This is a genomic window from Bacillus sp. CZDM1, from assembly GCF_055502545.1.
In genome coordinates, this window is sequence record NZ_JBUESO010000002.1 from 294826 (window position 1) to 321454 (window position 26629).

Annotated in this window: 25 protein-coding genes; 22 read left to right on the plus strand and 3 right to left on the minus strand. The window is 36.4% G+C overall.

Annotated features, from left to right (window positions below; all coding sequences use genetic code 11):
• Positions 1–2 precede the first annotated feature (2 nt).
• Positions 3–1334, plus strand: a complete 1332-nt coding sequence (brnQ, locus tag ACY3XC_RS05895; protein ID WP_464867708.1) for a branched-chain amino acid transport system II carrier protein — start codon at positions 3–5, stop codon at positions 1332–1334.
• Positions 1335–1372: 38 nt separating this feature from the next.
• On the plus strand, positions 1373–2980 hold the full coding sequence (locus ACY3XC_RS05900) for an amidohydrolase (protein ID WP_464867709.1): 1608 nt from the start codon (positions 1373–1375) through the stop codon (positions 2978–2980).
• Positions 2981–3028: 48 nt separating this feature from the next.
• Here the strand turns inward: ACY3XC_RS05900 and ACY3XC_RS05905 are convergent, their stop codons facing one another.
• Complete coding sequence (locus ACY3XC_RS05905; protein WP_464867710.1) at positions 3029–4396, minus strand: aldehyde dehydrogenase; 1368 nt, start codon at positions 4394–4396, stop codon at positions 3029–3031.
• 142 nt (positions 4397–4538) lie between these two features.
• Between ACY3XC_RS05905 and ACY3XC_RS05910 the strand changes: the two genes are divergently transcribed.
• On the plus strand, positions 4539–4787 hold the full coding sequence (locus tag ACY3XC_RS05910) for a hypothetical protein (protein ID WP_464867711.1): 249 nt from the start codon (positions 4539–4541) through the stop codon (positions 4785–4787).
• Between the two features lie 93 nt (positions 4788–4880).
• Here ACY3XC_RS05910 and ACY3XC_RS05915 read toward each other — a convergent pair whose 3' ends face one another.
• Both ACY3XC_RS05915 and lpdA read right to left on the minus strand, forming a co-directional pair.
• A complete protein-coding gene (locus ACY3XC_RS05915) occupies positions 4881–5459 on the minus strand; it encodes a TetR/AcrR family transcriptional regulator (protein WP_464867712.1) in 579 nt (192 codons plus the stop codon).
• Positions 5460–5556: 97 nt separating this feature from the next.
• A complete protein-coding gene (lpdA, locus tag ACY3XC_RS05920) occupies positions 5557–6945 on the minus strand; it encodes a dihydrolipoyl dehydrogenase (protein WP_464867714.1) in 1389 nt (462 codons plus the stop codon).
• Positions 6946–7127: 182 nt separating this feature from the next.
• Between lpdA and ACY3XC_RS05925 the strand changes: the two genes are divergently transcribed.
• From ACY3XC_RS05925 to ACY3XC_RS06015, 19 genes are all read left to right on the plus strand, one after another.
• Positions 7128–8273: an acyl-CoA dehydrogenase family protein gene (locus ACY3XC_RS05925; RefSeq protein ID WP_464867715.1), complete on the plus strand. Its 1146-nt coding sequence runs from the start codon at positions 7128–7130 to the stop codon at positions 8271–8273.
• 22 nt (positions 8274–8295) lie between these two features.
• The gene (locus tag ACY3XC_RS05930; RefSeq protein WP_464868044.1) at positions 8296–9273 is read left to right on the plus strand and encodes a thiamine pyrophosphate-dependent dehydrogenase E1 component subunit alpha; all 978 of its coding nucleotides are present in this window, start codon (positions 8296–8298) and stop codon (positions 9271–9273) included.
• A gap of 12 nt (positions 9274–9285) precedes the next feature.
• The gene (locus tag ACY3XC_RS05935; protein WP_464867716.1) at positions 9286–10263 is read left to right on the plus strand and encodes an alpha-ketoacid dehydrogenase subunit beta; all 978 of its coding nucleotides are present in this window, start codon (positions 9286–9288) and stop codon (positions 10261–10263) included.
• 3 nt (positions 10264–10266) lie between these two features.
• Complete coding sequence (locus ACY3XC_RS05940; RefSeq protein WP_464867717.1) at positions 10267–11553, plus strand: dihydrolipoamide acetyltransferase family protein; 1287 nt, start codon at positions 10267–10269, stop codon at positions 11551–11553.
• A gap of 15 nt (positions 11554–11568) precedes the next feature.
• Positions 11569–12351, plus strand: coding sequence for an enoyl-CoA hydratase/isomerase family protein (locus ACY3XC_RS05945; RefSeq protein WP_464867718.1), 783 nt, complete (start codon positions 11569–11571; stop codon positions 12349–12351).
• Positions 12352–12368: 17 nt separating this feature from the next.
• Positions 12369–13580 carry a CaiB/BaiF CoA transferase family protein gene (locus tag ACY3XC_RS05950; protein ID WP_464867719.1) on the plus strand — a complete coding sequence of 404 codons (1212 nt, stop codon included), beginning with the start codon at positions 12369–12371 and terminating at the stop codon, positions 13578–13580.
• 68 nt (positions 13581–13648) lie between these two features.
• Positions 13649–15277 (plus strand): AMP-binding protein, encoded by a 1629-nt coding sequence (locus ACY3XC_RS05955; RefSeq protein WP_464867720.1) that lies wholly within the window; start codon positions 13649–13651, stop codon positions 15275–15277.
• A 42-nt stretch (positions 15278–15319) separates the two neighbouring features.
• A complete protein-coding gene (locus ACY3XC_RS05960) occupies positions 15320–16186 on the plus strand; it encodes a branched-chain amino acid ABC transporter permease (RefSeq protein ID WP_179160765.1) in 867 nt (288 codons plus the stop codon).
• Between the two features lie 3 nt (positions 16187–16189).
• On the plus strand, positions 16190–17149 hold the full coding sequence (locus ACY3XC_RS05965) for a branched-chain amino acid ABC transporter permease (protein ID WP_464867721.1): 960 nt from the start codon (positions 16190–16192) through the stop codon (positions 17147–17149).
• Between the two features lie 2 nt (positions 17150–17151).
• Positions 17152–17919: an ABC transporter ATP-binding protein gene (locus ACY3XC_RS05970; RefSeq protein WP_464867723.1), complete on the plus strand. Its 768-nt coding sequence runs from the start codon at positions 17152–17154 to the stop codon at positions 17917–17919.
• Positions 17912–18619, plus strand: a complete 708-nt coding sequence (locus tag ACY3XC_RS05975; RefSeq protein ID WP_464867725.1) for an ABC transporter ATP-binding protein — start codon at positions 17912–17914, stop codon at positions 18617–18619. The genes ACY3XC_RS05970 and ACY3XC_RS05975 overlap by 8 nt, the downstream gene beginning before the upstream one ends.
• Positions 18620–18719: 100 nt before the next feature.
• On the plus strand, positions 18720–19310 hold the full coding sequence (locus ACY3XC_RS05980; protein ID WP_464867726.1) for a TetR/AcrR family transcriptional regulator: 591 nt from the start codon (positions 18720–18722) through the stop codon (positions 19308–19310).
• A 43-nt stretch (positions 19311–19353) separates the two neighbouring features.
• A complete protein-coding gene (locus tag ACY3XC_RS05985) occupies positions 19354–19752 on the plus strand; it encodes an FAS1-like dehydratase domain-containing protein (protein WP_464867727.1) in 399 nt (132 codons plus the stop codon).
• 14 nt (positions 19753–19766) lie between these two features.
• Positions 19767–20177, plus strand: coding sequence for a MaoC/PaaZ C-terminal domain-containing protein (locus tag ACY3XC_RS05990; RefSeq protein WP_464867728.1), 411 nt, complete (start codon positions 19767–19769; stop codon positions 20175–20177).
• Positions 20178–20227: 50 nt separating this feature from the next.
• Entirely contained in the window at positions 20228–21247 is a 1020-nt protein-coding gene (locus tag ACY3XC_RS05995; protein ID WP_464867729.1) for a zinc-binding dehydrogenase, read from the plus strand.
• Positions 21248–21638: 391 nt separating this feature from the next.
• On the plus strand, positions 21639–22871 hold the full coding sequence (locus ACY3XC_RS06000; protein WP_464867730.1) for an ABC transporter substrate-binding protein: 1233 nt from the start codon (positions 21639–21641) through the stop codon (positions 22869–22871).
• A 37-nt stretch (positions 22872–22908) separates the two neighbouring features.
• The gene (locus tag ACY3XC_RS06005; RefSeq protein WP_464867731.1) at positions 22909–23655 is read left to right on the plus strand and encodes a carboxymuconolactone decarboxylase family protein; all 747 of its coding nucleotides are present in this window, start codon (positions 22909–22911) and stop codon (positions 23653–23655) included.
• Positions 23656–23701: 46 nt separating this feature from the next.
• The gene (locus ACY3XC_RS06010) at positions 23702–24922 is read left to right on the plus strand and encodes an iron-containing alcohol dehydrogenase (protein ID WP_464867732.1); all 1221 of its coding nucleotides are present in this window, start codon (positions 23702–23704) and stop codon (positions 24920–24922) included.
• Between the two features lie 40 nt (positions 24923–24962).
• A complete protein-coding gene (locus ACY3XC_RS06015) occupies positions 24963–26531 on the plus strand; it encodes an AMP-binding protein (protein WP_464867734.1) in 1569 nt (522 codons plus the stop codon).
• Positions 26532–26629 lie beyond the last annotated feature (98 nt).

The window sequence follows — 26629 nt, forward strand, 5'->3', positions numbered from 1 at the left end:
TGATGAAAACAAACAAGATTCTGCGAGACAGTATTATTTTTGGCTTTGCTTTTTTTGCCGTATTTTTTGGAGCAGGGAATTTAATTTTCCCGCCTTCGATTGGATTTGCATCGGGGTCTGACTGGTCCATCGCTTTAGTAGGTTTTGTTCTTACTGGAATTATCCTTCCATTATTAGCTCTTATTGCAGTATTAAATGCAGGGGGGAAATTTGAAAACTTAACCAACCCCATAAGTCCATGGTTCCATAAGGCATTTAACCTTATTTGTATGATTTTTATTGCCATGCTCGTTACGGTACCTCGTACTGCCGCTACCACACATGAAATTGGTGTCCAAACACTGTTTCCTGATTTTCCGGTGTCAGGTACGATGATTGTTTTCTTCGCCCTCACCTATTATTTTGCAATGGATAAATCAAATCTATTAGATAAAGTAGGGAGATTTCTAACCCCGGGATTATTCGCCATTCTCCTATTTATTGTTTTGAAAGGAACTTTTGATCCGATAGGTACACCTATTAATACGAACCTCGAAAATTCTTTTAGTCATTCTTTTATTGGAGCCTATCAGACTGGTGATGTATTTACCGGACTATTATGTGCATCAGTTTTTATCGCAGCCATTGTCGGTAAAGGGTATACCAAATCTACTGATATGAGAAAAATTGTGATAAACGGAACAGTTATCGCTGGTATAGGACTTTTAATTGTTTACGGAGGTTTATTATACCTAGGAGCAGCAGGCAGTGATTTGTTTCCATCAGACATTGAAAGTACAGCTTTACTTACTGGCCTTATTAATCAATTGCTTGGTGATTACGGTACAATCGCTCTTGCGGTTGCAGTGTCATTAGCGTGTTTGACAACAGCGATTGGTATAACAGCTGCTATCGCAGACTTCCTCAGCCAATTGACTAATAACAAAGTAAGGTACAAAACTTGGGTCGTATTGGTTTGTATTTCTGGTGTTTCTGTGGGATTGCTAGGTGTTGAAAATATTATAAACTTTTCCCTTCCATTATTTTTAGGGTTATATCCTATTTCTATTTTACTAGTCTTTTTAGGGATATTTCGTAAATATATTCCAAATGCAGGCGCGTATAAAGGTTCTGTTATCTTAACATTATTAATTAGTGTATTTGAAACATTAGGAGCCTTTGGTATGAACGTTTCATTTGCAAATGAGTGGATTTCAAGGATACCATTTAGTGGATTTGGCTTTGCTTGGCTGCTGCCAGCTGTCATTGGATTCTTTGCAGGTGCATTCGTCCATAATTTGTTTTCTAAAAAAGAAGGCATAAGTCTCGACATTAACCCAGTAAACAATGACTAAGTTTAAAAAACATTTAGGGAACACGAGAGGAGAAATATATGCTGACGACAGCTTTTATTAATGGAAAAATTTTTACTTCTAATTCAGAGCAGCCCATTGTAAATGCGATGGTGGTACGCGATGGCAAGATAGTATGGACGGGTGACCAGTCCAAGTTAGAAAAAATAGATGGGGAAAGTATTGATCTGAATGGAAGTTGTGTCCTTCCAGGTCTAATTGACGCTCATTTACATCCATTGTACTTGGCAAGTGCATCAAAGCAAGTTGCTTGTACTGCTCCTAATGTGCATTCAATTGCTGAGTTAAAGGAAAAAATAAGAAATTTACGTGCTGCCAAGAGTCCAGATTTATGGATTGAAGGCTGGGGGTATGATGAAGGTAAATTGCTGGAGGGGCGTTCACCCACTCGCTGGGATTTAGATGAAGCTGCAGCGGATGTTCCTGTTATTATTACTCGTACATGTGCACATATTATTGCTGTGAACAGCAGGGTTTTAGAATTAGCTGGAATAACAAAGGATACACCAGATCCACAAGGCGGAAAAATTGATCGTGATGAAAATGGTGAACCGACAGGGGTATTACGTGAAAATGCTAAAGACTTAGTCACAAACATCATGCCGGCAAAAACGATCGGAGAAAATGCTGAATTGTTAGCTGAATTAAGTCCGATCTTATTATCAAAAGGAATAACTGCGATTTCTGAACTTATGGGGAAGGCAGAGCCTGTTGATTACTATGAAATGTATAATCTTGCAGTGGAGAAGGGATTAAAACAACGCACGGTTATTCATTATGAATGGGAGGATTTAAAAGGACAGACCATTTTAACGAGTGAAAATACGGATAATCAACGACAAATTTACATCGGCGGTATTAAATTATTTTCAGATGGAAGTGTTTCAGGACAAACGGCATGGGTAAATCCACCATTTTTAGGTGGTGGAGAAAATTATGGTATTCAGATGACGACGAAGGAAGAGTTATTGGCTGCCAAAGAGGCTGCCGTAGAAAATAATGTACAGCTGGTTGTACATGCAATGGGTGAGCAGGCAATTGATCTAATTGTTGATACTTTCTATGGTACTAAAGGATGGTTAAAGGGAACTCCGTCGATTCGAATTGAGCATGCAGCAATGCCGACACCGCTTGCCCTTCAAAGAGCAGCGGAAACTGGAATTGCGTTTGTAACTCAGCCCATTTTTCTTTATGCCGAAATTGAGAGTTATTTGAAAAACTTGGGAGCAGAGCGCACAAAGAGTACCTATCCTGTTCAGGCGATGTTACAGGCAGGAGTGAAGGTAGCTTTTTCATCGGATGCACCGGCGACGGCATGGGCTGATCCTGTTAATCCATTCGTTGGACTCAAGTCAGCTGTCACTCGAAAAGCCTATGATGGAACTGATACAGGTCAGGAACAAAAGGTCGATATTGAAACAGCGATTACCCTATACACAAGAGCGGCACAGGAGATTTCTGGAATTCCAAATATCGGACAGCTGAAACCGGGTTATCAGGCAGACTTTATCATATTGGATCAAGATATTCTTGAATTACTTCCAGAAAAGATTGATGAAATAAAAGTGCTAGAAACCTACATGGGTGGAGAACTAGTCTATCAGCTTGAGGGAGTATCAAATAAATAATGTGAAAAAGCCTTGCAGAACGCAACCTGCAAGGCTTTTTGCACGGCATTATTTAATAAAGCGTTTAATTTGTTTAAGTGCATCTTTTCTATTCGGATATCTAAATGGTAAATCAAAGGTAGTTGTTTGTTTTAAGATACTCTTTTGGTGGGAGAAGACATCGAAGCTGCCTCTGCCATGGTAGGCACCAATTCCACTTTCACCTACACCGCCAAAAGGAAGATAGGGAGAACTAAGATGCATGACGGTATCGTTTATACAGCCGCCGCCAAACGAGATAGAATCTAAGATGGTTCCTTGGAATTCTTTGCTTTCAGAGAAAATATAAAGAGCTAATGGCTTAGGGTGTTCATTAATTTTATGAATCATTGATGCTTCATTATCGTATTCAAGGACAGGGAGGACAGGCCCAAAAATTTCCTCTTGCATTACCGGATCATCCCACGTGACACTGCCAAGGACTGTCGGCTCAATGGTAAGAGTATCGATAGAATAATTACCGCCATGGAGAATTTCTCCACTTGAAAGGAAGTCAGATACGCGTTTAAAATGACGTTCACTGACGATTCTCGTAAATTCCCCATTTTTAATGATATCTTCATATAGCTCATTAATACTTTGTTTGAAGATTTTTATAAATTCATCCCTAATGTCTTTGTGAACATATAAATAGTCAGGAGCTACACATGTTTGACCAGCATTGATAAACTTGCCCCAGGCAATCCGTTTTGCAGCTAATTTAAGATTCGCGTCATGATGGACGATACAAGGACTTTTTCCGCCTAATTCTAAGGTAACTGGGGTTAAGTGCTTTGCGGCCGCTTCCATAATGACCCTTCCGACAGAAACACTTCCAGTAAAGAAGATATAATCGAATTTTTCTTTTAATAAGGTCTGAGTGGTAACGGCATCACCTTGGATGACTGCAACATACTCTTCAGGAAATGTTTTATTGATAAGTTCTGCCATAAGTTTTGAAGTTTCTGGTGTTAGTTCAGAGGGTTTTAGTACAGCACAATTCCCAGCTGCAATGGCACCAATTAGAGGAGCAATGGCTAATTGTAAAGGATAATTCCATGGAGAAATTATCAATGCAACCCCATAAGGTTCAGAATAAATATAGCCCTTAGAACCCATTTGAGGGAGGGCTGTTTTAACTCTTTTAGGCTGAGTCCATTCTCTAATATGTTTGAGAGTAAAGCGGATTTCCTCGAGTAAAATACCCATTTCACTAATATAAGAGTCAAAATCACTCTTATTCAAATCTTTTTTAAGTGCTGCCATTATTTCCGTTTCATGTGAGCGAATCAAGTTTCCTAATGAAGTTAATGCTTCTATTCGGAACGATACATCTTTTGTTTTTCCTGATAGAAAGAAATCCCGCTGTGCCTTCAATAAATGACTAAAACCTTCCATACTCACACCTCCTCACAGATAATGATATTCTATCACATCTTTTTTTAATAACCAGATTTGAATGAGGCAAAATGGAATATTTTTGTATGGATAATAATAATCGGAGAATACTATGACTAAATACTTGCGAAGGAGATAGCAAATGTCTATTGAAACAGGAATGAAATATCAAATTTCTCAAAGTATTAAGGGGAATTTTAACTCTGCGGATTCATTAACCGTAACCACCAATAATGGGATTACGATTCAATTTACACTTGAAGACGGTAAAGGGTACGGGTCAATGCCGCTGGATCATTTAAACTATTTATTAAAACGATCCAATCTTACCCCAATTACATCTAATAAAAGAGCGCTATTAAATTCAGATAATGAAGAAAAAATAGGTTAAAATTCTAAATATCAAAATCAAACTCCCACCTTGTTAGCAAAAGGAGGGAGTTTGATTTTTTATTGAAGTGCCATGAAAAAAATAGGCAAATTATTAAATAGAAATTGAACTTTCACTAATTCCTCGTGTAATAATCTCGTAGTATGAATTAATGATATTTTTTTCCTTTACGGCACTCTCTGGTCCAAACCAGTTGTAGGTCCAATTGCACATTCCAAGTAACAAAAAAGTTGCGAATAAGGAATGGGTATTCTCCCTAAATTCATTTACTCTTATGCCATTTTCAACAATCATTCTAATATTAGCTGCAAATTCCTCTCTTTTCTCCTTGATCAATTGTAAATCCTGTACTTTTAAGTGCCTCATTTCTCTATAAACTATATTTTGAAGACTTTGCTCATCAGGAGTATTGTATATAAGTAATTCGATAATAGACATCAATTTCTCCTTTTGTGTAAGTAGAGAATTATTCAAAATTTCTATTTGTTTTTCCAGCAATTGGTCAATATGAATTCGATGAATATCAAAAAGTAATTCGTATTTCGATTTGTAATAATAATAGAAAGTTCCCTTTGTGACCCCTAGTGAGGATACAATCTTCTCAACAGAGGTAGACTGATAACCCAATTTATTAAATAAACTAATTGATTCTTCTAATATAAGTTTCTTCATAGTGAAGTACCTAATATTTTCTGAATTTGATTCGATAAATCATAAAAGTAATAATTTACCACTAGCCTCCAACCGATTGTTATCATAAATAATCCTCCTACATACTAGGGACATGAATGGGCAAACCAGCTGCAAGTTCGGATGCTTCCATAATAGCTTCGCTAATAGTTGGGTGAGGATGGATGACCAAAGATAAATCATCTACAGTCCAGCCTGCTTCAATTGCAACCGTTATTTCAGAAATAATTTCTGATGCGTTTGGCGCAATAATAGCGGCACCTTTTATTTGTCTTGTTTCTTTATGACAAAACATTTTAATGAAGCCTTCTGGTTGATTTAAAGTTAGGGCACGACCATTTGCTCCCATTGGAAACGTATATTCTTGTGTGGTGTCATTGCTTTCAGTTTGTCCAGTCAATGCAATTTCAGGGTCTGAAAAGATAATTAGAGGGATTGCTTTATAGTCCACAGAATAATGATGACCACTGATTACTTCCGCTGCTAATTTTCCTTCGTAGGAAGCTTTATGTGCAAGAGCTGGACCCTTTACAATGTCCCCAATAGCAAAGATGGAAGGTACACTGGTTTTCATGGAAGGATTCACATTAATAAACCCATTCTCAGATAAATCAATATTAGTATTATGAAGTCCGAGTGAATACGTACAAGGAATTCTCCCGGCTGATACTATGAGATAATCTGCATTTATCTGTAAAGTACTATCCTTTGTTTGCACTGTGATTGTTACCTTTTGTCCTTCCTCCTGATATTCCATTGCAATTGCACTGGATAATAGTTTAATATTCTTTTTCTTTAACTGTTGTTTTAATACTTTTCTGATATCTGAATCTGCTAACAGAAGGATATCCTCCTGTTCCTCAATGATTGTAACCTTTACACCTAAATTAGCATAAGCACACCCAAGTTCAATCCCAATATATCCACCACCAAGTATTACAATATCCTCAGGAAGATGATGCAAATTTAGTACGTGTGATGAGGAGAGAATTTTATTTCCCCAGGGGAAGCTCGGTAGTTCTCTAGGTTCAGATCCAGTGGCAATAATGCAATGATTGAAAGAATACGTTGATGTTACACCATTTTCATTGACTGATATGGAAGAATTACTAGTAAACATTGCCTCACCATTTATTATTTCAATCTTGTTTTTTTCAAGGAGATGTGAGATTCCTCTTTGAAGTTTCGTAATGGTTTTGTTTTTATATTTTTGAAGCTCTTCTATATTAATCTTGTTTGAATTGTCTAGACTATTAAAAATTTGTTGATGCTTTTTGTAGTCAGCCCATTTCTTTGCAATTGTAATCAATGATTTTGATGGAATACAACCGGAATTTAGGCAGGTCCCACCTATTTTGTCTTTCTCAATGATTGTTACATGCTGTCCAAGTTGCGCGGCTCTAATAGCTGCTACATAGCCTCCAGGTCCAGACCCAATAATAACTGTATCAAGATTTTTCCCACTCATAACCCATCTACCTTTCTCACAGAAAATGTAACCATTATTCACCAGTATATTATCCGAATTATAACACTGAATTTTCAAAAAAATCAACCGTCGTTCAAAAAATAAATTTATAGACAAAAATTGAAAGATGATGTAGTATGAATTTTGAAAATATTTAATTAATTTAACTAGGAGGGAATAAATTGAATTTTGAACTTTCAATGGAAGAAAAACTGATTAAACAAACGGCTGATGAATTTGGCAGGGAAGTAATTGCTCCTCAGGTCGGAGAACTTTTTAAAAAAGGTGAGTTTCCCTATGAAATCCTACAACAGTTAATAGATATGGGATTTGCTGGTTTCTTTGCTCCAGAAGAATATGGCGGTAACAAAGTTAGCACTGTTTCTTATGTTCTAGCTCTCGAAGAAATGGCAAAATATGATTCAACTATTCCACTTATCTTACAAGTTCAAAATTTAGTAATTGAAGTCTATTCTCGTTTTGCCAGCGAAAAACAAAAAGCTGAATGGCTGCCTCGACTAACCTCAGGACAGGTTATTGGATCCATAGCGATGACTGAGCCAGGAGCAGGGTCAGATCTTGCTTCCGCAACAACGACTGCAAAAATACAAGGTGAAAACTGGGTTTTAAATGGCTCAAAAACATTTATCTCAAACTCAGGTACAAAACTTAGTGATGGAATGATTGTATTAGCCGCTACCGGTGAAGAAAATGGCAGAAAGAAGTTTAGTACCTTTATTGTTCCAAGAAATTCTAAAGGTTTAATTGTTGGAAAACAAATTGAGAAAATTGGTTGGAAACATGGTGATACAAGGGAGATATTCTTTGAAAATTGTGAAATTCCATTAGAAAACATGCTCGGTGAGGAAGGAAAAGGACTTCGTCACGTGCTTACTGGAATGGATGTTGGTCGTCTTGCTTTTGCCGCATGTAGTGTTGGAATGGCTGAGGGAGCTTTAAATATGGCATTAGATCATGCTAAGACACGTGTACAATTCGGAATGCCTATTTCCAAACTCCAAGCAATTCAATTTAAATTAGCAGAAATGAAAACTAAGGTCAATGCAGCTAGGTCATTGACTTACATGGCAGCATGTGCCCGAGACCAAAAGCAAAATAACGTAGAAGAGATAGCTTCAATGGCAAAGCTATTTGCTAGTAAGGTTGCAGTAGAAGTAGTAGATGAATCTTTTCAAATTCATGGAGGATATGGCTTTACTCTTGAATATCCAATTTCGCGTTTTTATGCAGATGTTAAGATGATGGAAATTGGAGAAGGTACAAGCGAGGTTCAAAAGCTTTTTATTGCCAGAAAAATGGGATGTTAAAGGTGGGAAACTCTTGATTAAAATGAAAACGTTATCAAAGAAGCGGTTGCTCGAGATATATGAAAATGCCTTTTTAACAAGAACTTTTGAAGAAGCCACGATAGATTTATTTAGTAAAGGCGAAATAGATGGATGGCTCCACTCAGGAGTTGGTCAAGAACTTGTAGGTTCTGTACTATGCACCTTACTCACTGATAAAGATTATATCATTCCTTATCATCGATCAAAGTCCTATTTCTTAGCAAGAGGGGTCGATCCCGGAAAACTATTAGCAGAGATAATGGGAAGAAAAGATGGATTATGTGGAGGTGTAGGTGGAGAAGCTCATCTTGCTGATTTTTCTAAAGGACTAATTGGTTCAACAGGCATTTTAGGTGCTGGGATGCCAATATCCCTTGGAACGGCTTTTAAGCAATACTATGAAAGCTCAAATAATATTACGATTTGCAGCTTTGGAGATGGATCTGTGCCACAAGGGGCATTTCATGAAAGTTTAAATTTTGCAGCTACTTGGAATCTTCCAATCGTGTTTATTTGCGAAAACAACTTGTATGCGGAATTAAGTCCGATTTCAAAGGGGATGAAACAGCAAGACATTGGTAAAAAGGCTGAAGCCTATGGAATACCAGGATATACGGTCGACGGCTATGATGTTGAAGCTGTACATAGCCACCTTGAATTAGCAATTGGTCAAGCAAGAAAGGGAGAAGGTCCTAGCTTAATAGAATTTAAGACGTATCGATGGCGTGGCCATTATGAAGGTGACCCTCAGGTTTATCGAACAAAAGAAGAAATTGAAAGTTGGATAAAACGTGATCCACTTAAAAAGATAGAAGAAGAAATCCTTTCCGCAAAAATAGTAACAGTAGAGGATTTGGAAAAAGGAAAAAATGATATAAAACTAAAAATAAATGAGGCAATTGCATTTGCAAAAGCAAGCCCATTCCCTGATGAAGAATTTTTGTTAAGAAATGTTTATGCTGACGATTCATTATTTTAAGGGAGAATGAAAATGACAAAAATAAATTATAGATGGGCTATAACCCAGGCTTTAGATGAAGAAATGGGTAGAGACGAAAAGGTGTTTATTATTGGTGAAGATGTAGCTGACACTGGAGGATCCTTTGGTCTTACAAGAGGGTTATTGGAGAAATATGGAGAACGACGTGTTAAGGATACACCAGTTAGTGAAGAGGCAATAGCTGGTTTAGGCGTCGGGGCAGCGGCAGTAGGGCTTCGTCCAGTTATTGAAATTATGTTTATGGATTTCATCTATCTGGCAATGGATCAACTTATGAACCATGCTGCCAAAATGAGATATATGTACGGAGGTCAAGTGAATATTCCACTAGTGGTTCGAACACTTGCAGGAGGTGGATTCAGAACAGGAATGCATCATTCCCAGTCACTTGAAAGTATGTTCGGTCACGTACCTGGTCTAAAAGTTGTTTACCCTTCTAACGCCTATGATGTAAAAGGGCTATTAAAAAGTGCAATTCGTGATCCCGATCCTGTCATTTTTCTTGAGCAAAAATCACTAATGAGCCTAAAGGAAGAAATCCCAGATGAAGAATACCTTGTTCCAATAGGAAAGGGAAAGATTGTTAGAGAAGGTTCGGATGTAACGGTTGTTGCCCTAGGATCGATGGTTCATTTGGCAAAAAAGGCAGCCTTAAAACTTGAGGGAAAAGGGATTGATATTGAAATTATCGATCCGCGTACAGTGATGCCGCTTGACTCAGAGATGATTATTCAATCTTTGAAAAAGACATCCAGACTAGTGATTGTTCACGAAGCTCCTGCTCCATTTGGATTCGGTTCTGAAATTGCTGCACTCATTTCAGAACATGCTCTATATTATTTAGATGCTCCAATCAAACGAGTAACATCAAAATTTGTCCCTCTTCCAGTTGGCCGCGGAGAAGATTTTATTTTACCATCTGAAGCAAAGCTAATTTCCGCTGTGGAGCAAGTGATGAAGGGAGAATAAATCATGATTGAAATTACAATTCCAAAAATCGGTGTAGAAGATGGTGAAGTTGTATTAACAGCTTGGGAGAAAGAAGAAGGGGCTTTTATCGAAAAGAATGAAATAATTGCCACAGTAGAGACAGAAAAAGTAAATACTGATATCCTAGCCCCCGCTTCAGGGATGTTAAAAATAATGTTACTACCAGGTGAAACTGCAAATATGACGGATACAATTGGATACATTATTGCTGAGAATGTTATTGAAGAGGAACACAATAATAAAGAATTACCCCCTGTTAGCAAACAACCTATTAAAAGCAAAAATCCTGAAGTAGTAACGGCTCATACTCCTAATGAACATTTATCTCCTGCTGCTAGAAGGAAAAAAATGACTTCTCAAATTATTCATGTTACTCCTGAAAAGTCTAATAGAATCATAGGATCGCCAGCTGCAAAAAGAATTGCACGCGAACTAGGTATTAAACTAGAAACGGTTTCTGGAACAGGGCCGAATGGAGCTATTATATCAAGGGATGTTTTGGAAGCAAGTAAAAACAAAAAACTTAATATTGCTGAATCCATTCCAGAAATAGATTATGCACCGCATGAAAGGACTGTTTATTCAAGGGAAAAATTAACCCCTATTCGAAAAGCAATTGCGCGTAATATGTCAGAAAGTCTTCAGCAATCAGCCCAAATGACATTAATGGGATCAATTTCACTTGATAAAATGTGGCCATACTTCCAGCAGATGAAAGAGGACCTAGAAGCTCAATCACTAAAACCATCGTGGGCAGCAATTTTTATTAAAGTTGCTGCACTAGCCATAGAGGAACACAGACACTTGAATGGCACCGTTGAAAATGATGAGTTAATAATTTGGAAGAACATAAACATTGGAGTGGCAGTTTCGACAGAGAAAGGCTTACTGGTTCCTTCTATTAAAGATGCAAACAAAAAAAGTTTACTTCTCATCCACAAAGAATTATTAGAGATCGCCGAAAATGCAAGAAACAATAAATTAACAATGGAAGATTTATCTGGAAGTACATTTACACTTACGAACGTAGGAAGTTATGGCGGAGAATTTGGGACACCGATATTAAACAGAAAAGAGCTTGGAATTTTGGGGATAGGTGCGGTCACGAAACAGCCTATTGTTAATGATAAGGATGAAATTGTGGTTGGCCGGTGTTGCCCTTATAGTTTAACTGTTGATCATCAAATGATTGATGGTGAAGCCGCAGGATTATTTATTAAGTCGATAAAAAGAATTATTAATTCGCCTACACTTTTGTTAATGCGCTAAAAGGAGAAGAACAATATGGATTATGAATTTATTTTATACGATAAGATTGAGAAATCAGGCATTATTACGTTAAATCGCCCAAAGTTAAATAATGCCATGAATATGGGGATGATTAGAGAAATAACTGCTGCACTTGAAGCTGCAGAAAACGATGCCGAAGTTAGAGCCATTATTTTTAGAGGTGCAGGGGAAAAAGCTTTTAGTGCTGGGGCGGATATTGATGAAATGTCAAATGATACATCATTAGTTGTAAGAGAAAAAACACAAGAATGGATATCAATGTTTAAGAAAATTGAATCAATAGAAAAACCAGTGATTGCAGCGGTACATGGATATGCTCCTGCTGGTGGGACTGAGTTAACCCTTGCTTGTGATTTTGTTATTACTGATAGAACGGCAAAATTCGGTTTAGCAGAGGTAAATATTGGTGTCATTCCAGGTGCTGGAGCAACAATTAGGCTGACACGGTGGCTTGGGAGAGCTAGAGCAAAAGAAATCCTTATGACAGGAAAATTAATTGATGCAGAGACAGCACTCGAATGGGGTTTATCAAACCGTCTAGTAGAGAATGGTGAAGCATTCACTGAAGCATTAGCTTTTGCAAATGAACTAGCTGAAAAAAGTCCATTATCTCTCGCAGCCATAAAAAGATCCGTCAATGTTGCAGCTGAAATGGATTTTGATAAAGGAATACAATATGTACTTCAGGAATTTGCCCTTCTTTTTAGCTCTGAAGACCAAAAAGAGGGTATGCGGGCATTCCTGGAAAAAAGAAAACCACAATTCAATGGCAGATAAAAAGAAGGGATATAACTGTGATTTCATTTGAAGGTATTAAGATACTTGATTTAACACGACTGTTACCAGGAGCATATGCGACACAATACTTTGCCGAACTTGGGGCCGAGGTTATTAAAATTGAGGATACAGACGCAGGTGATTATCTGCGTGAAATTGGTCCCTCACTTAAAAATGCTCCAGAATTCAGCAGTTATTTTTTCACTACTAATTACAATAAGAAAAGCATAGCACTTGATTTGAAAACAAAAGAAGGAAAGGAAATATTCTTTCGATTGGTCGAAAAGGCGGATATTATCATTGAAGGATTCCGGCCTGGGACGGTTGATAAATTAGGAATAGATTATTCTTCAATCAAAGAGATAAAACCAGATATTATTTATTGTTCTATTTCTGCATTTGGCCAACAAGGGGAAAGGTCAAAAATGGCTGGTCATGACATCAATTTTCTAAGTTTATCTGGATTTCTTGATGTCAATGGAAATCAGGAAAGCTCTTCACCTGCCATTCCGGGAACACAATTTGCAGATTTAGGTTCAGGAATGTCTGCCAAACTGGGAATTGTATCTTCTCTATATCACAGACAAATGACAGGCGAGGGACAATACATAGATGTTTCTATGTATGACGTCATTTCTAGTTGGATGCTGAATCCTTACATTGATTATCTGGCTACTGGAAGAATAAGCAAAAAAGGATCAGAGTTATTGAGTGGCGGAGTCCTTTGTTACCATGTATATGAAACTGCAGACAATCGTTACTTATCATTTGGTGCAGTGGAGGATAAATTTTGGGAACAAATTTGCAAGACTTTGGAAATGCCTGAATTAAGGAATGAAGCTTTTTCTAGTGCAAATGATGAAAATTCTAAATATGTTGAGCTTAAAAACAAAATAAAAACAAAAACACTGACAAATTGGATTTCTTTGTTTGACAAGGTTGATTGTTGTGTAACTCCTGTATTAAACACAGAGGAAGCTTTAAATGATCTTCACTTTCAAAATCGAAATCTGATGGAATATATTTCTCTGGAAGATAAAGGAGCAGGTACTTTCCCGAAAATGCGTTTGCCAATAAATTATGGTTTACAAAGTTCCGATATTGAGAATAGTACAAAAAAATATTTCTCACCGCCAAAACAAGGGTCCCATACAGAAATAGTCCTTAAGGAACATAATTTTTCGGAAAAGGAAATAGCTGAATTGGTTCGTAAAGGTATTATTATTTAATCCTAAGTTTGAGGAGGATTCTGATGCTGCACACTTATGCTGAATCTACTCCATATCAGGAGCGGATTTTGATTAATTTGCTGGAGTCTAGTGCAGAAAAAAGAGGAAGCAGTCCCTTTTTTCTTGATTTAATAGAAGGTAAAGAAGAGATTTCATATCAAATTATGAAACAAAATGTAGATCTGTTGGCTTCACATTTATTAAGAATAGGGATTAGAAAAGGCTCCCATGTTGGGGTATTAATGCCAACATGTCGTGACAATTTGTATTTATGGTTTGCTCTCGCAAAAATAGGGGCGGTTGAAATTCCTATAAATACTATCTATAAAGGTGACACATTATTATATTTAATTAATGATTCAGGTGCAGAATTCCTTTTTCTCAATGAAGAGTTTTATGATGAATTTCAAAAGATTGCAATTGGTATAACAAAAATACAAACAGTAATATTTCATGGAAAAGAACAATTTACAGTTAACAACCTCTGGAAAACCTACAATTGGGATGAATTATTGGTTTATCAACAAAATTTATTAATAGAGTTAAACAAAGAAATTAGTAGAAACCCAGTAAACCATTATGATTCGGCTTGCATTATTTATACCTCTGGAACCACAGGGCCCTCAAAGGGTGTTTTAATTTCTAACCACCATTTGTATTTTATGGGATTGTTTCAGGCCGATATCATGAGATATACGTCTGAAGATATTTCACTGAATTTTCTCCCTTTCTATCACGTTGCTGCAAGATTTATTACCCTTGGTTGTATCATTTCAGGTGCAAAAATGGTATTGAAAAATCACTTTAGTGCTTCACAATTTTGGAATGATATACGTGAACACGAAGTTACCCTATTTCCTGCAGTTGGAGGAGTTATGACAATGCTTTATAATCAGCCTCTTCGTGAAAATGATGCAGATAATCCTGTACGGGCAGTTTATGCAATACCTGCTCCGAAAGAAAATTATATAGAAATTCAGCAGCGATTTGGATTAAAGCTTATTGAAGCATATGGCTCAACGGAATGGAATGCAGTTACCGCAACAGAAATGGATGAAGATTGCCCAGGCTCATGTGGAAAACCTTTGGAGGAATTTGTAGATATTTTAATTGTAGATGAGTATGACCATCCTTGCGAACCTGGGCAAGCAGGAGAGCTGTTAGTTCGACCAAAGCTTCCCCACATTGTCATGAAGGGCTATTATAATAAACCAGATAAAACAGTTGAAGCATGGCAAAATTTGTGGTTCCACACTGGGGATCGATTCTACCAGGATGAAGGAGGGAATTTATATTTCCTCGATAGAATAAAAGATGCAATTCGCAGAAAGGGTGAAAATATTTCATCTTTTGAAATGGAGAGCATGTTAAATAACCACCAAGATATTGCCGAATCTGCGGTAATTGCTGTTCCATCGCCCATAGGTGAAGATGATATTAAAGCATGTATTGTATTAAATAAAGGTTCTAATCTTTCATGCGAAGATATAGTAGAATATTGTTTTCAATGTTCAGGCCATATCATGGTACCAAGATATATAGAAATCTATGATAAATTACCGAGAACTCCTACAGGAAAAATATTAAAAACTTCTTTGCGAGAGAATAATGTTAAGGGTTCTTTGTTAAGGTCATGGGATTGCGAAAAAGACGGAAAAATGAGGGTGACTTCAAAAGGGATTGTACAACTACAATGATGAATTAGCACTTCTCATATTACTTTTTTAGGAGAGATTAGAATGCAAATTATTATGAGTGGATTAATAATGGGCTGTATCTATGGACTCGCTGCTCTTGGTTTAGTATTAATATATAAAACCACAATGGTTGTTAATTTTGCTCAAGGAGAAATGGCTATGCTGACTACATTTATTAGCTTTGGTCTCCTTACTAAGTATAACTTCTCCTATTTTACATCTTTTATTGGAGCATTAATAATCTCCCTCCTTTTAGGAGCAGTAATTTATGCGGTTTTTATGAATCGCGTTCAATCTGCTGATCATTTAAATCAAATTGTGATCACTCTCGGTCTTTTTCTCATTATCAATGGGGTTGCAGGGTTACTATGGGGACATCAACCTGAAAGTTTTCCAACACCATTTAGTGATGAGGTAATCTCGCTAGGGTCGGTGCTAATTACAAGAAATGACATTTTTATCATTGTTTCTACCCTGCTTTTGATGGGAGTTTTATATGTTTTATTTAATTTTACTAAAATTGGTCTTGCCATGAGAGCCTCTGCACAAGACTTAACTGCATCAAGATTGATGGGAATAAAAGTGCCGCTTGTGTTTATGTCTACCTGGGCTATCGGAACAGTTTTAGGCGGCGTAGCAGGAATGATGACTGCCCCGTTAACCTTCTTAAGTCCAACAATGATGTTTGAAATCCTGATTATGGCTTTTGCATCAGCTGTATTAGGAGGTTTTATTTTTATGCCAGGGGTTATCATTGGAGGGTTAATTGTCGGAGTATTCGGAAATGTAGTCAGCTACTACTATTCTCCGGAAATGAAGATTGTATACACCTTCCTCCTCATCATTATCATTTTATACATTCGCCCGCAGGGTATATTTGGTGGAAAACAAACTGTGAAGAAGGTGTGATCTATGAAAAGAATAGGAAATATATGGCCTTGGCTAATTGCGTTAGTTGTGATTATTATTTTTCCATTTTTAGTAGGACAATCTAATTACTTTCTTACAATCTTTATAACTGCATGTACGTTTATCGTAACAGCAAATGCTTTAAATCTATTAATTGGGTTCGGTGGTCAAATTTCAGTTGGCCATGCAGGTTTTTTAACAATCGGAGCATACGGAGTGGCAATTCTAGCTAATTCCATAAATCTTCCATTTATTCTTATTTTACTTATAGCAGGTGGAATCACAGCAATAGTTGGTTTTTTAATTGGTTTGCCTGCTGTGCGTCTCCGTGGTCACTTTTTAGCTGTTGCAACATTAGGCTTTGGATTATCTATTCCGGAAATAGCTTTAAACTGGGAAGGATTAACTGGTGGATATACTGGATTGATGGTCTCAAGACCTCCTTTTATGCAAAATGAACTATTTTTCTTCTATTCTTTAGGCTTTATTTCTGTTTTTTGTATATGGCTAATGAAAAATATCCTATACAGTCGAATGGGGAGGGCATTTATTGCGATTAAGGATAGTGAGGTTGCAGCTCAGTCCATTGGGGTGAATCTAGCTTTTTATAAAACCATAATGTTTACAATCAGTGCTTTTTTTGCGGGAATTGCAGGTGGCATGAATGGATACTGGTATGGTTTTATAAGCCCTGATGATTTTTCAATTTTGACTTCATTCCTACTATTAGCCATGATTGTTGTAGGCGGACTAGGTTCAATTTCTGGGGCTGTTATAGGTGCTATACTATTTTCCATTTTGCCTCACTTTTCAGATTCATATATTGGAATAACCAATATTGTAATAGGTATTGCTGTTGTCATAGTAATGATGTTTAAGCCGAATGGCTTGGTTTCCTTTCTTCAATTCAAAAAAAATACAGTCCAATTAAAAACACCTGAAATCAAAAATGAGGTGGTGTGACAATGCTGGAATTTCAAGATGTTACTGTCCGTTTTGGGGGCTTAACAGCAATCAATAATTTATCTTTTCGGGTACCGGAAAAGACTATATATTCGATAATTGGTCCAAACGGTGCAGGAAAGACAACCATTTTTAATTGTATCAGCAGATTTTATAAACCAGCATCTGGAGAAATAATATTCAACGGCAATTCTATTCTTTCAGAGAAACCCCATAAAATGGCACCCTTAGGAATAACCAGAAGTTTCCAAAATGTCGAGTTGTTCCCGAGAATGACAGTTCTTGAAAATTTGCTAACAGGACTTCATCCTTTGCTTAATAAAAACATCTTTGCACTGGCATTTAACTTGAAGTCAATTAGGAATTCAGAAAAGGAAGCGGTTGAAAAAGCAAATGAAATTATGAATCTACTTGGTATTTCTCATTTGGCAAACGAAAAATTAGAGAATCTTTCGTTTGGATTCCAAAAGATGGTCGATATCGGAAGAGCCATCATAACGGAACCAAAAATCATTTTGCTTGATGAACCTGTTGCAGGAATGAATCCTTATGAAACAGAAAAAATAAGTGAACTTATCTTGTTTTTGAAGGAAAAAATGAATTATACAGTGATGCTTATTGAACACGATATGTCATTAGTCATGAAAGTATCTGACTATATTACTGTTGTTAATTTTGGAGAAAAAATTGCTGAAGGACTTCCAAAAGATATCATTCAAAATCCAAAAGTAATAGAAGCCTATTTAGGGGAGGTTAAAACACATGCTTGAGCTAAAAGATATACATGTCCACTATGGACCCGTTCATGCATTAAAAGGAGTTAATATTACGATTCCTCCTGGAAAAATCGTCTCCCTCCTAGGGGCAAATGGGGCTGGGAAGTCGACAGCATTAAAGGCAATTTCACGACTGATCCCTGTAACAAAGGGAGAGTTTGAAATGGACAAGGTCAATTTACTAAAAAAATCTGCTAGTGAAATTGTTCGGATTGGAATCATACATTGCCCAGAAAACCGTCGAATATTTCCTGATTTCACGGTTGAAGAAAATTTAAAGATAGGGACTTATCATCGAAAAGATAAGGGGAATTTTAAAAAAGATTATGAACGTGTATTTTCCTATTTCCCACGATTAAAAGACCGGCTAGATCAAAAAGGCGGGACATTAAGTGGTGGAGAACAACAAATGCTGGCTATTGGCAGGGCACTAATGGGAAATCCATCTGTTCTACTTTTAGATGAACCCTCGCTGGGTCTAGCTCCAATTTTAGTAAAAGAAATCTTTGAAATTATTAAAGAAATTAATAATGAGGGAAAATCGATATTGCTGGTTGAACAAAATGCTAACATGGCGATGTCCATATCACATTATTCTTATGTTCTTGAAAATGGGAGGATTACACTAGAGGGAGTTTCACATGAAATAGCTTCAAATCCAAAAGTAAAAGAATCTTATTTAGGGACTGCATGACGGTATTATTATTTTTGTATTATACTAAATAAAAGGAAAATTGCCTTAAAGGTATTTCGATTATTATTTTGATGTCCTCAAGAACAAAGGAGAGATAGGTATGGGTACAAGTCTACGGCAGAAAAAAATGGCGAAAAAGAAAAATGAAATATTAAGGTCTGCTTCATCGATAATATCAGAAAAAGGGTATGAAAAGACAACAATGGAGGAAATTGCCTCGCAGCTCTTAATGACAAAAGGGTCTATGTATTATTATTTCAAAAATAAAGAAGAGTTATTGTTTGAATGTCACTTAATGATATTAGATCCAAGCATTGAAAAAATAAAAGAGATTAAAAATAGCGATCTTACATCTATAGAGAAAATGAGAAAAGTAATTATTGATTATATCATTTTTGAAATTAATGAAAAAGCAATGTTTAATGTTGCAGGTAAGCTGGATCAAACATTTTCAAGTGAGTTTTTGGAAAAAATTCTAGCAAAGCGTGATGAGTATAATCATATTTTTGATGAGTTAATCCTAGAAGGGATTAATGATGGTGGATTTCAAAAAGTTGACGTTAAAATGACAAGGTTGATCATTCTAGGCGCTCTGAATTCAATTCAATCATGGTATAAACCTGACGGTAAAATGAAGCCGGAAGAAATAGCCAACATCCATGCTGATTATATACTTAGAATACTTTTATAAAACATCTAAATAGGGGTCTTATTAGTTAAAGGAAGGGTGGATTATGTCTACAAATTTAATCGGTCGTGAACTAGAGCCTTATTCATTCCCAATTGAAAAGGGGAAAATTAGAGAACTTGCATTAGCAATTGATGACAATCAATATGACTTTTTACAAGGAGAAAGAATTCAACCTACATTTCCTACCGTCATTGAATTTAGATTAAGTCAAAACCCTATACCTAAACAACTGGGTTTGAAAGAAGATAAACTATTACACGGTGAACAAGAGTATGAGTATTTAGGGGAAATAGTACCAGGCGATGAATTGACGGTAAACGGAGTGGTTGAGGATCATTTTATAAAAAGCAATAAGAACTTTATTATTGTTAAACGAGAATTTACTAATCAAAATGGTGAACTGGTGTTAATTAGCAGAACCACCATAATCGAAATGAAATAGGAGGTTTGATTTTAATGAAAGTAGGATACCAATTTGAACCTCTCGAAAAAGAAGAAATTTCACACACTCAGCTTGTTAGATATGCAGGCGCGTCTGGGGATTTCCATCCGCTGCACACAGTTGTTCCATATGCAGAAAAGGCTGGATTCGGTGATGTGATTGCACATGGAATGATGATTATGGGGTTTATTGGTCAAGCAATTGGAAACTGGTTTTCATCAAATGAACTTGCAAAATTTTGGGTCCGTTTTCAATCTATAACCAGACCAGGTGAAAAAATTACGGTTAAGGGCTGTATTATAGATGAAGCAGAGGATAGATGGATCTGTGAAGCAACTGCAAGTAACGAAGATGGTGAAGTTAAAGTGAAAGCAAAATTTGAAGTGAAAAAATTACAGAAAGATAGAGAACATTTTGTAGAATAATGTTCTCCTAAACTTGGAGAATTAGATTAACGATGAAAGGAGGAACGAACATGAAAGCAATGATCTTAAAGGATAAAGTTAAACCAGGAACAAAAATGGCAGAGCTGTTTTATGAAGATATTGAAGTACCAAAACTAGGTCCAAATGATGTTCTAATTCGCTTAATTACAGCAGCTATAAACAGGCGTGATGTCTTTATACGACTAGGGCTTTACCCAAACATTCAAGTTCCTTCGATTATCGGATCTGATGGGGCTGGAATCATTGTGGAATTAGGGGAGGAAGTTAAAGGATTTAATTTAGGAGACGAAGTAGTCATTAACCCAACAATCAATTGGGGAGACAATCCTGCTGTCCATGGACCATCATTTTCAGTTTTAGGTTTGCCATTGGATGGAACTTACTCTCAATATATTAAAATATCTTCAGAAAATGTCTTTCCAAAACCTAGAAATTTATCCTGGGAAGAGACTGCCGCTATCCCCTTGGCAGGGATAACGGCCTATCGCGCAATAGTTTCTAAAGGGAAAGTTAAGAAAGGTGATAGTGTTATCATTCCGGGTATTGGGGGTGGCGTGGCAACTTTTGCATTGCAAATAGCTGTGGCAAAGGGTGCGAATGTATTTGTTACTTCTAGTAGTGACGAAAAGCTAGAAAAAGCTATAAAACTTGGTGCGGCCGGAGGGATAAACTATCATTCTGAAGACTGGGTGAAAAAATTAAAAGTAATGTCTGATGGGGCTGATCTATCTGTTGATAGCATTGGAGGAGAGACATTTAATGAATTAATTAGTCTTGCTAATCCAGGCAGCAGAATTGTTTCTTTAGGAGCAACATTAGGTCCGGTAAGTAATCTTGTTATGCCACGTATTTTTATGAAGCAGCTAACGATTATGGGCACCATGATGGGGAATCCTGAAGAATTTGCCGCAATGTTAAAGTTATATGAGTGTAACAATTTAAAACCTTCACTAGATATCGTTTACCCCTTAGAAGAGATTGATTTAGCACATAGAAGAATGTACGATGGAAAACAATTTGGAAAAATCATTTTAAATATCCCCTCATGATTTTGCAGATAAAATAATGAAACTTCACTAGATTCTATTGCAAGAAAGTAATATGGAAACTATTTTTTATAATAGTTTAAATTTTCAAAAAAATAATTGACCAGAAGATACTAGATGAATTATACTAACCTCATGTTAAGAAAAAAAATCATGCATCAAAAATTGAACAGTGATTTAAAAAGGAGGTCTTTAGTTCTAATAGTAGTTCTACTTAGTATTTCCTCTCATCACGGTAACCCAAATAAGTTAAAAATTTCACCTCTTTGAATTAGTAATAATTCCACCATACGAATTACATCCACGTTAATAAAATTTTATGAAAGCGTTTCAAATGTTGTGTTCTACAAGGAAATTTACATCCTAATCCAAAATGAATAGAGGAGGGTCATGAATGATTAAGAAAAATATTGTTTGGTTACTAATTGTAACTCTTCTTCTCTTAACTGCATGTGGAGCTGGAGGGAGTCAAGGTTCAAGTTCCTCTGTTAAAACCAGCCAGGGGGTTTCAGAAAATGAAATAATCGTAGGTCAGATTGGAGCTCAATCTGGGGCCTATGGTGTTTATGACGCTGTTAGACAAGGGCTGCAATCTTACTTCAATTACGCAAACGAAGAGGGGGGCGTAAACGGTAAGAAAATTAAGTTAATTGCTTATGATGATAAGTTTGAGGCTAAAACAACCGTTCAGAATGCGAAGCGCTTGGAAGAAAATGATAAGGTATTTGCATTAGTTGGAAATGTGGGGACTATCCAAACGATGGCGATTGTTCCTTACTTAAAGCAACGAAATCTTCCACTAATAGGAGTAACTTCAGGATCAAAAGTATTATTTAATCCTACTGATCCAAATATCTTTGGTAACGTAGTGAATTATACAGTCGAAATCGATATCCTCGTCGACTATTTAATTAAGGAAAAAGGAGTAAAGAAAATCTTTGTCTCTTATTTAAATAATGACGCAGGTAAAGAAACATTGGATGGCATAGCACGAGCTTTAGAACGTTATCCTGATGTTGAAGTTGTAGGAGAAGGACCTCACCTTCCAACAGATACAGATTTTAGCGGGATTGCTCAGAAAGTAAAAGAATCTAATCCTGACGCAGTTGTAATGGGTTCTGGACCAAGTACTACCGCAAATTTAAAAAAGGAATTGCATAAAATGGGTTTGAAAGATGTACTTTATGCTGCTTCTTCAACGGGCGGAGATGATCCTAACTTATTTAATCTTGTGGGTGAAGATGTTTGGACGGGAACAATTAGCACCACTTCTATTCCTACTCCTGCAGTTTCAGAAGATCCTGACATGAAAATTTTTGTAGATCAGTATAAGAAAGATTTTCCGAAGTCGTCAACAAGTGGATTTGCTATGTGGGGATGGGCAATGGGACAAATTTTTGTTGAAGCTGCTAAGCGTAGTGGTGATGAATTAACTCGTGATAATTTGAAAAAACAACTTGAAACCCTTGATAATTGGGAAGGTTCACTCTATCCAGCGATAACCTATACTTCTGACAGCCATTTTGGTAATACAACCATCTATATTACAGAGGCAAAAGATGGCAATATCGTACCGATTACAAAACCAATTACTTATGATGTAAAAGAAAAGAAAATTAAATATTAGGAATAATTATTCTATTTTGAAATTGGAGGAGTTATAAATGCTAAAATCAGAGTTAAAAGAGAAATTTAAATCAGTTCGTGGATATTGGGATGATTCATTAGATGGTTTATTAGATCAAGACCCAGAGTTTTTTGAAGCTTTCTTACAATTTACATCAGTCCCATGGAAGAAAGGTGCACTAGATCCTAAAACGAAAGAGCTTTGTTATTTATCTGTTTATGCTAATGCTTCACACTTGTACACACCAGCAATTAAAACTCACGTTCAAAAGGCTATGCAATTTGGCGCTACAAAAGAAGAAATTTTGGAAGTATTTCAGCTTATAAGTGTAATAGGGATGCATACTTTTCTTGAAGGTCTCCCTCTTCTTATTGAAGAGATTAATAAGAATGAAGTTATCGATACTGAACTTAATGAACGTAAGAGTAAACTTAAAGAGGAATTTATTAAAGGACGTGGCTATTGGAATGCCTTTTGGGATGGTCTGCTTCTACTAGATGACGAATTCTTTGAAGTTTATATTAAGTTCTCTACAATTCCGTGGAAAAAAGGTCCATTAACACCAAAACAAAAAGAATTCATTTATATTGCAGGGGATGCATCTGCTACACATTTATATACACCTGGGTTAAGAGTTCATGTTCAAAATGCATTAAAATATGGGGCAACAAAAGAAGAAATTCTAGAGGTCTATCAATTAGCGGCTGAAGTAGGAATGGGTACATTTAAAGAAGGTATGCCTATTTTGATTGAAGAATTAGATAGGTTAACAGCTGCAAAATAGAAAATTTACTAAAAAATAACAATATTCAATTTGAGGAGGCAACATATTGGAGAAAGTTCTAGAAAAAACATTACAAGGTAATTTCTTATTACTGCCAATGAACAATGTGGTCTTTGGAGAAAATTCTGTAGAACAACTGCCTCAACTTCTTGCAATAAATGGAATAAAGAACCCGTATATTATTACGGGGAACACAATAGCAAATAAAACTCCACTTGTTGAAAGGTTAAAGAATATTATCGGTGTTGATAATGTTGCAGGAGTCTATTCGGAATGCAAAGCGCATGTCCCTAAACGAATGGTATTGGATATTGCGGAGGATATGAGTAAGACAAATGCGGATGGCATTATTAGTTTTGGAGGAGGAAGCCCTGTTGATGCTGCAAAAAGTGTAGCAATGGTGCTAGCTGAAGAAATCCATTCAATCGAAAAGTTAAATGAGTATCCAATACAATTTAATTATCAAACAGGTGAGTTAACTTTTAGGCCGTTATCATCAAAACCACTTCCGCATATTGCGATTACAACAACATTGTCAGCTGGAGAATTTACTCACATAGCAGGCATGACGGATGAAGTAACAAAGGTTAAGGTAGGTGCCATTGATCCGCAGTTAACACCTGTTGCAGTAATACATGATCCTGTATTGACACTTCATACTCCAGATTGGCTCTGGCTTTCTACCGGAATTAGAGCTGTAGATCATGCAGTAGAGTCGATTTGTTCTAATGATCATATGCCATTTACGGATGCACTTGGTAAAGAGGCATTACGATTATTAACCACCTATCTTCCAAAATGTAAAGAAGACCCAACTGATTTAAATGCTAGAAGCTATTGTCAAATGGGTGCATGGTTATCTATTTCTGGACTTGCAAATGTTAATTTAGGGTTAAGCCATGGAATTGGGCATCAACTAGGAGGTAGATGTGGTGTCCCACATGGTGTCACCTCCTGTGTAATGCTACCTACTGTTATGGAATATAATTTGGATGTTACAAAAGAGAGACAAGCAATGATTGCTAGAGTGATTGGTGCTGCAAAATATGATGAAAATGACGAGATTGCTGCAAGCAATGCGGCTCCTGCTATAAGAGAATTTATTAAGAACTTAGATTTACCTTGGAGACTCCGAGATACAGTTGTAGAAACAACAGATTTTGATTTATTAGCAAAAGACGCTTTAGAAGACTTTATTGTTGCAACAAATCCTAGAAAAATAAATGGCAGGGAAGATGTCATCGAATTGCTAGAAAAGGCATGGTAATAATTAAAAAGAGAAATTCATAGAAAGATAGGAGGATACTATGTATTACCAAGGAACAGTAGGAGAATTATTAACTGAAAGAGCTGTACAGTACCCTAATAAAATTTATTTGCGATTTCGCGATGAGACCTTTACCTATAATCAAGTTGACAAAATCACTAATAGCGTTGCCAACTCTTTAAAAGACCTTGGAATTGTAAAAGGCGACAAAGTGGCAATGTTAATGGATAACGGTAAGGAGTTTGTATTTTCTGCATTTGGTATATTAAAATGTGGTGGAGTAGAGGTACCCATTAATACTGCGCATAAAAAACAATTACTTCAATATCAATTGAATCAATCCGATTCAAAATTCATAATCGTTGAGGAAAAATATTTTGAGGAAGTTAAAAACGTTTTTGACGGTCTTGAAAAAATGGAAAAAATCATTGTTGTTGGCGAGATAAATAATAGTGATAACCTTCCGGTAATTTCCTTTGAAGATCTACTCAATGGTGACTGTAACCCATTAGATATTAAATTACATTATACAGATATTCAATCTATTATGTTTACATCTGGAACTACTGGGCCTTCAAAAGGTGTTTTAGTTACTCATAGACATTGCCTTCTAGTCGCTACAGATTGGTTGAAGGTGAACGCTTATAAAACGGAAGATAGTTTATATACACCACTTCCGCTTTTTCACACGATTGCCCACCAACTTGGTCTAATGGCCACTTTAGTAGCTGGTTCTGAAATATCCATAGTGAAAAAGTTTAGTGCAAGTGGATTCTGGGATGATGTAAGATATTTTAATGCAACAGTTGGCCACGTCATATTCGCTATGATTCCAATTTTATTAAATCAACCGCCTAATATAAATGATAAGAACCATAAATTGCGATCAGTCTACATAGGACCTTCTGCCTTGTCTGATCGCTTCGAGGAACGATTTGGTGCAAAGGTAGTTGAGGTTTACGGAGCATCAGAGACAGCCTTTTTGACAAGTTTTGAATATGGGAAATTTAAACCGGGTTCATGTGGAAAAGCAAATGAGAACTATGAACTTAAACTTGTTGATGATTTTGATAATGAAGTGCCAGTGGGTACTGCCGGGGAATTTGTTGTACGCTCTAAAAAACCATATACACTTTCACTAGGATATTATAATATGCCTAAGGAAACTGTAGAAGCTTTTAGAAATCTATGGTTCCATACTGGTGACTTTGGCTACCGTGATGAAGAAGGATATTATTACTTTGTTGATAGAAAGAAAGATGCGATTCGAAGAAGAGGAGAGAATATATCATCATTCGAAGTTGAGAGCATCATAAATGCACACCCTGCGGTCCTAGAATGTGCAGCCATAGCTGTCCCGTCAGAACTTTCAGAGGACGATGTGAAAATTGTTGTAGTTTTAAAGGAAGGAATACAAGTAACAGCAGATGAACTTTATCAATATTGCGTGTCTAATATGGCGAAATTCATGGTTCCACGCTATATTGAGTTTGTAAAAGAAATGCCAAAGACCGCTACAGGGAAAATTCAAAAAGTCCAATTGCGCAAGTTTGGAAATAATGGGATTACTTCAGAGACTTGGGATAATGAAAAAATTCTTAAAAAGTAATTAATCATTGACGAGAGAGGTGGTCTTTAGAAGTTGTTTGTATAACAGCTTTAAAGACACCTCTTTTTTTAATCTCTCAAATTTCTTATTAAAAAGAT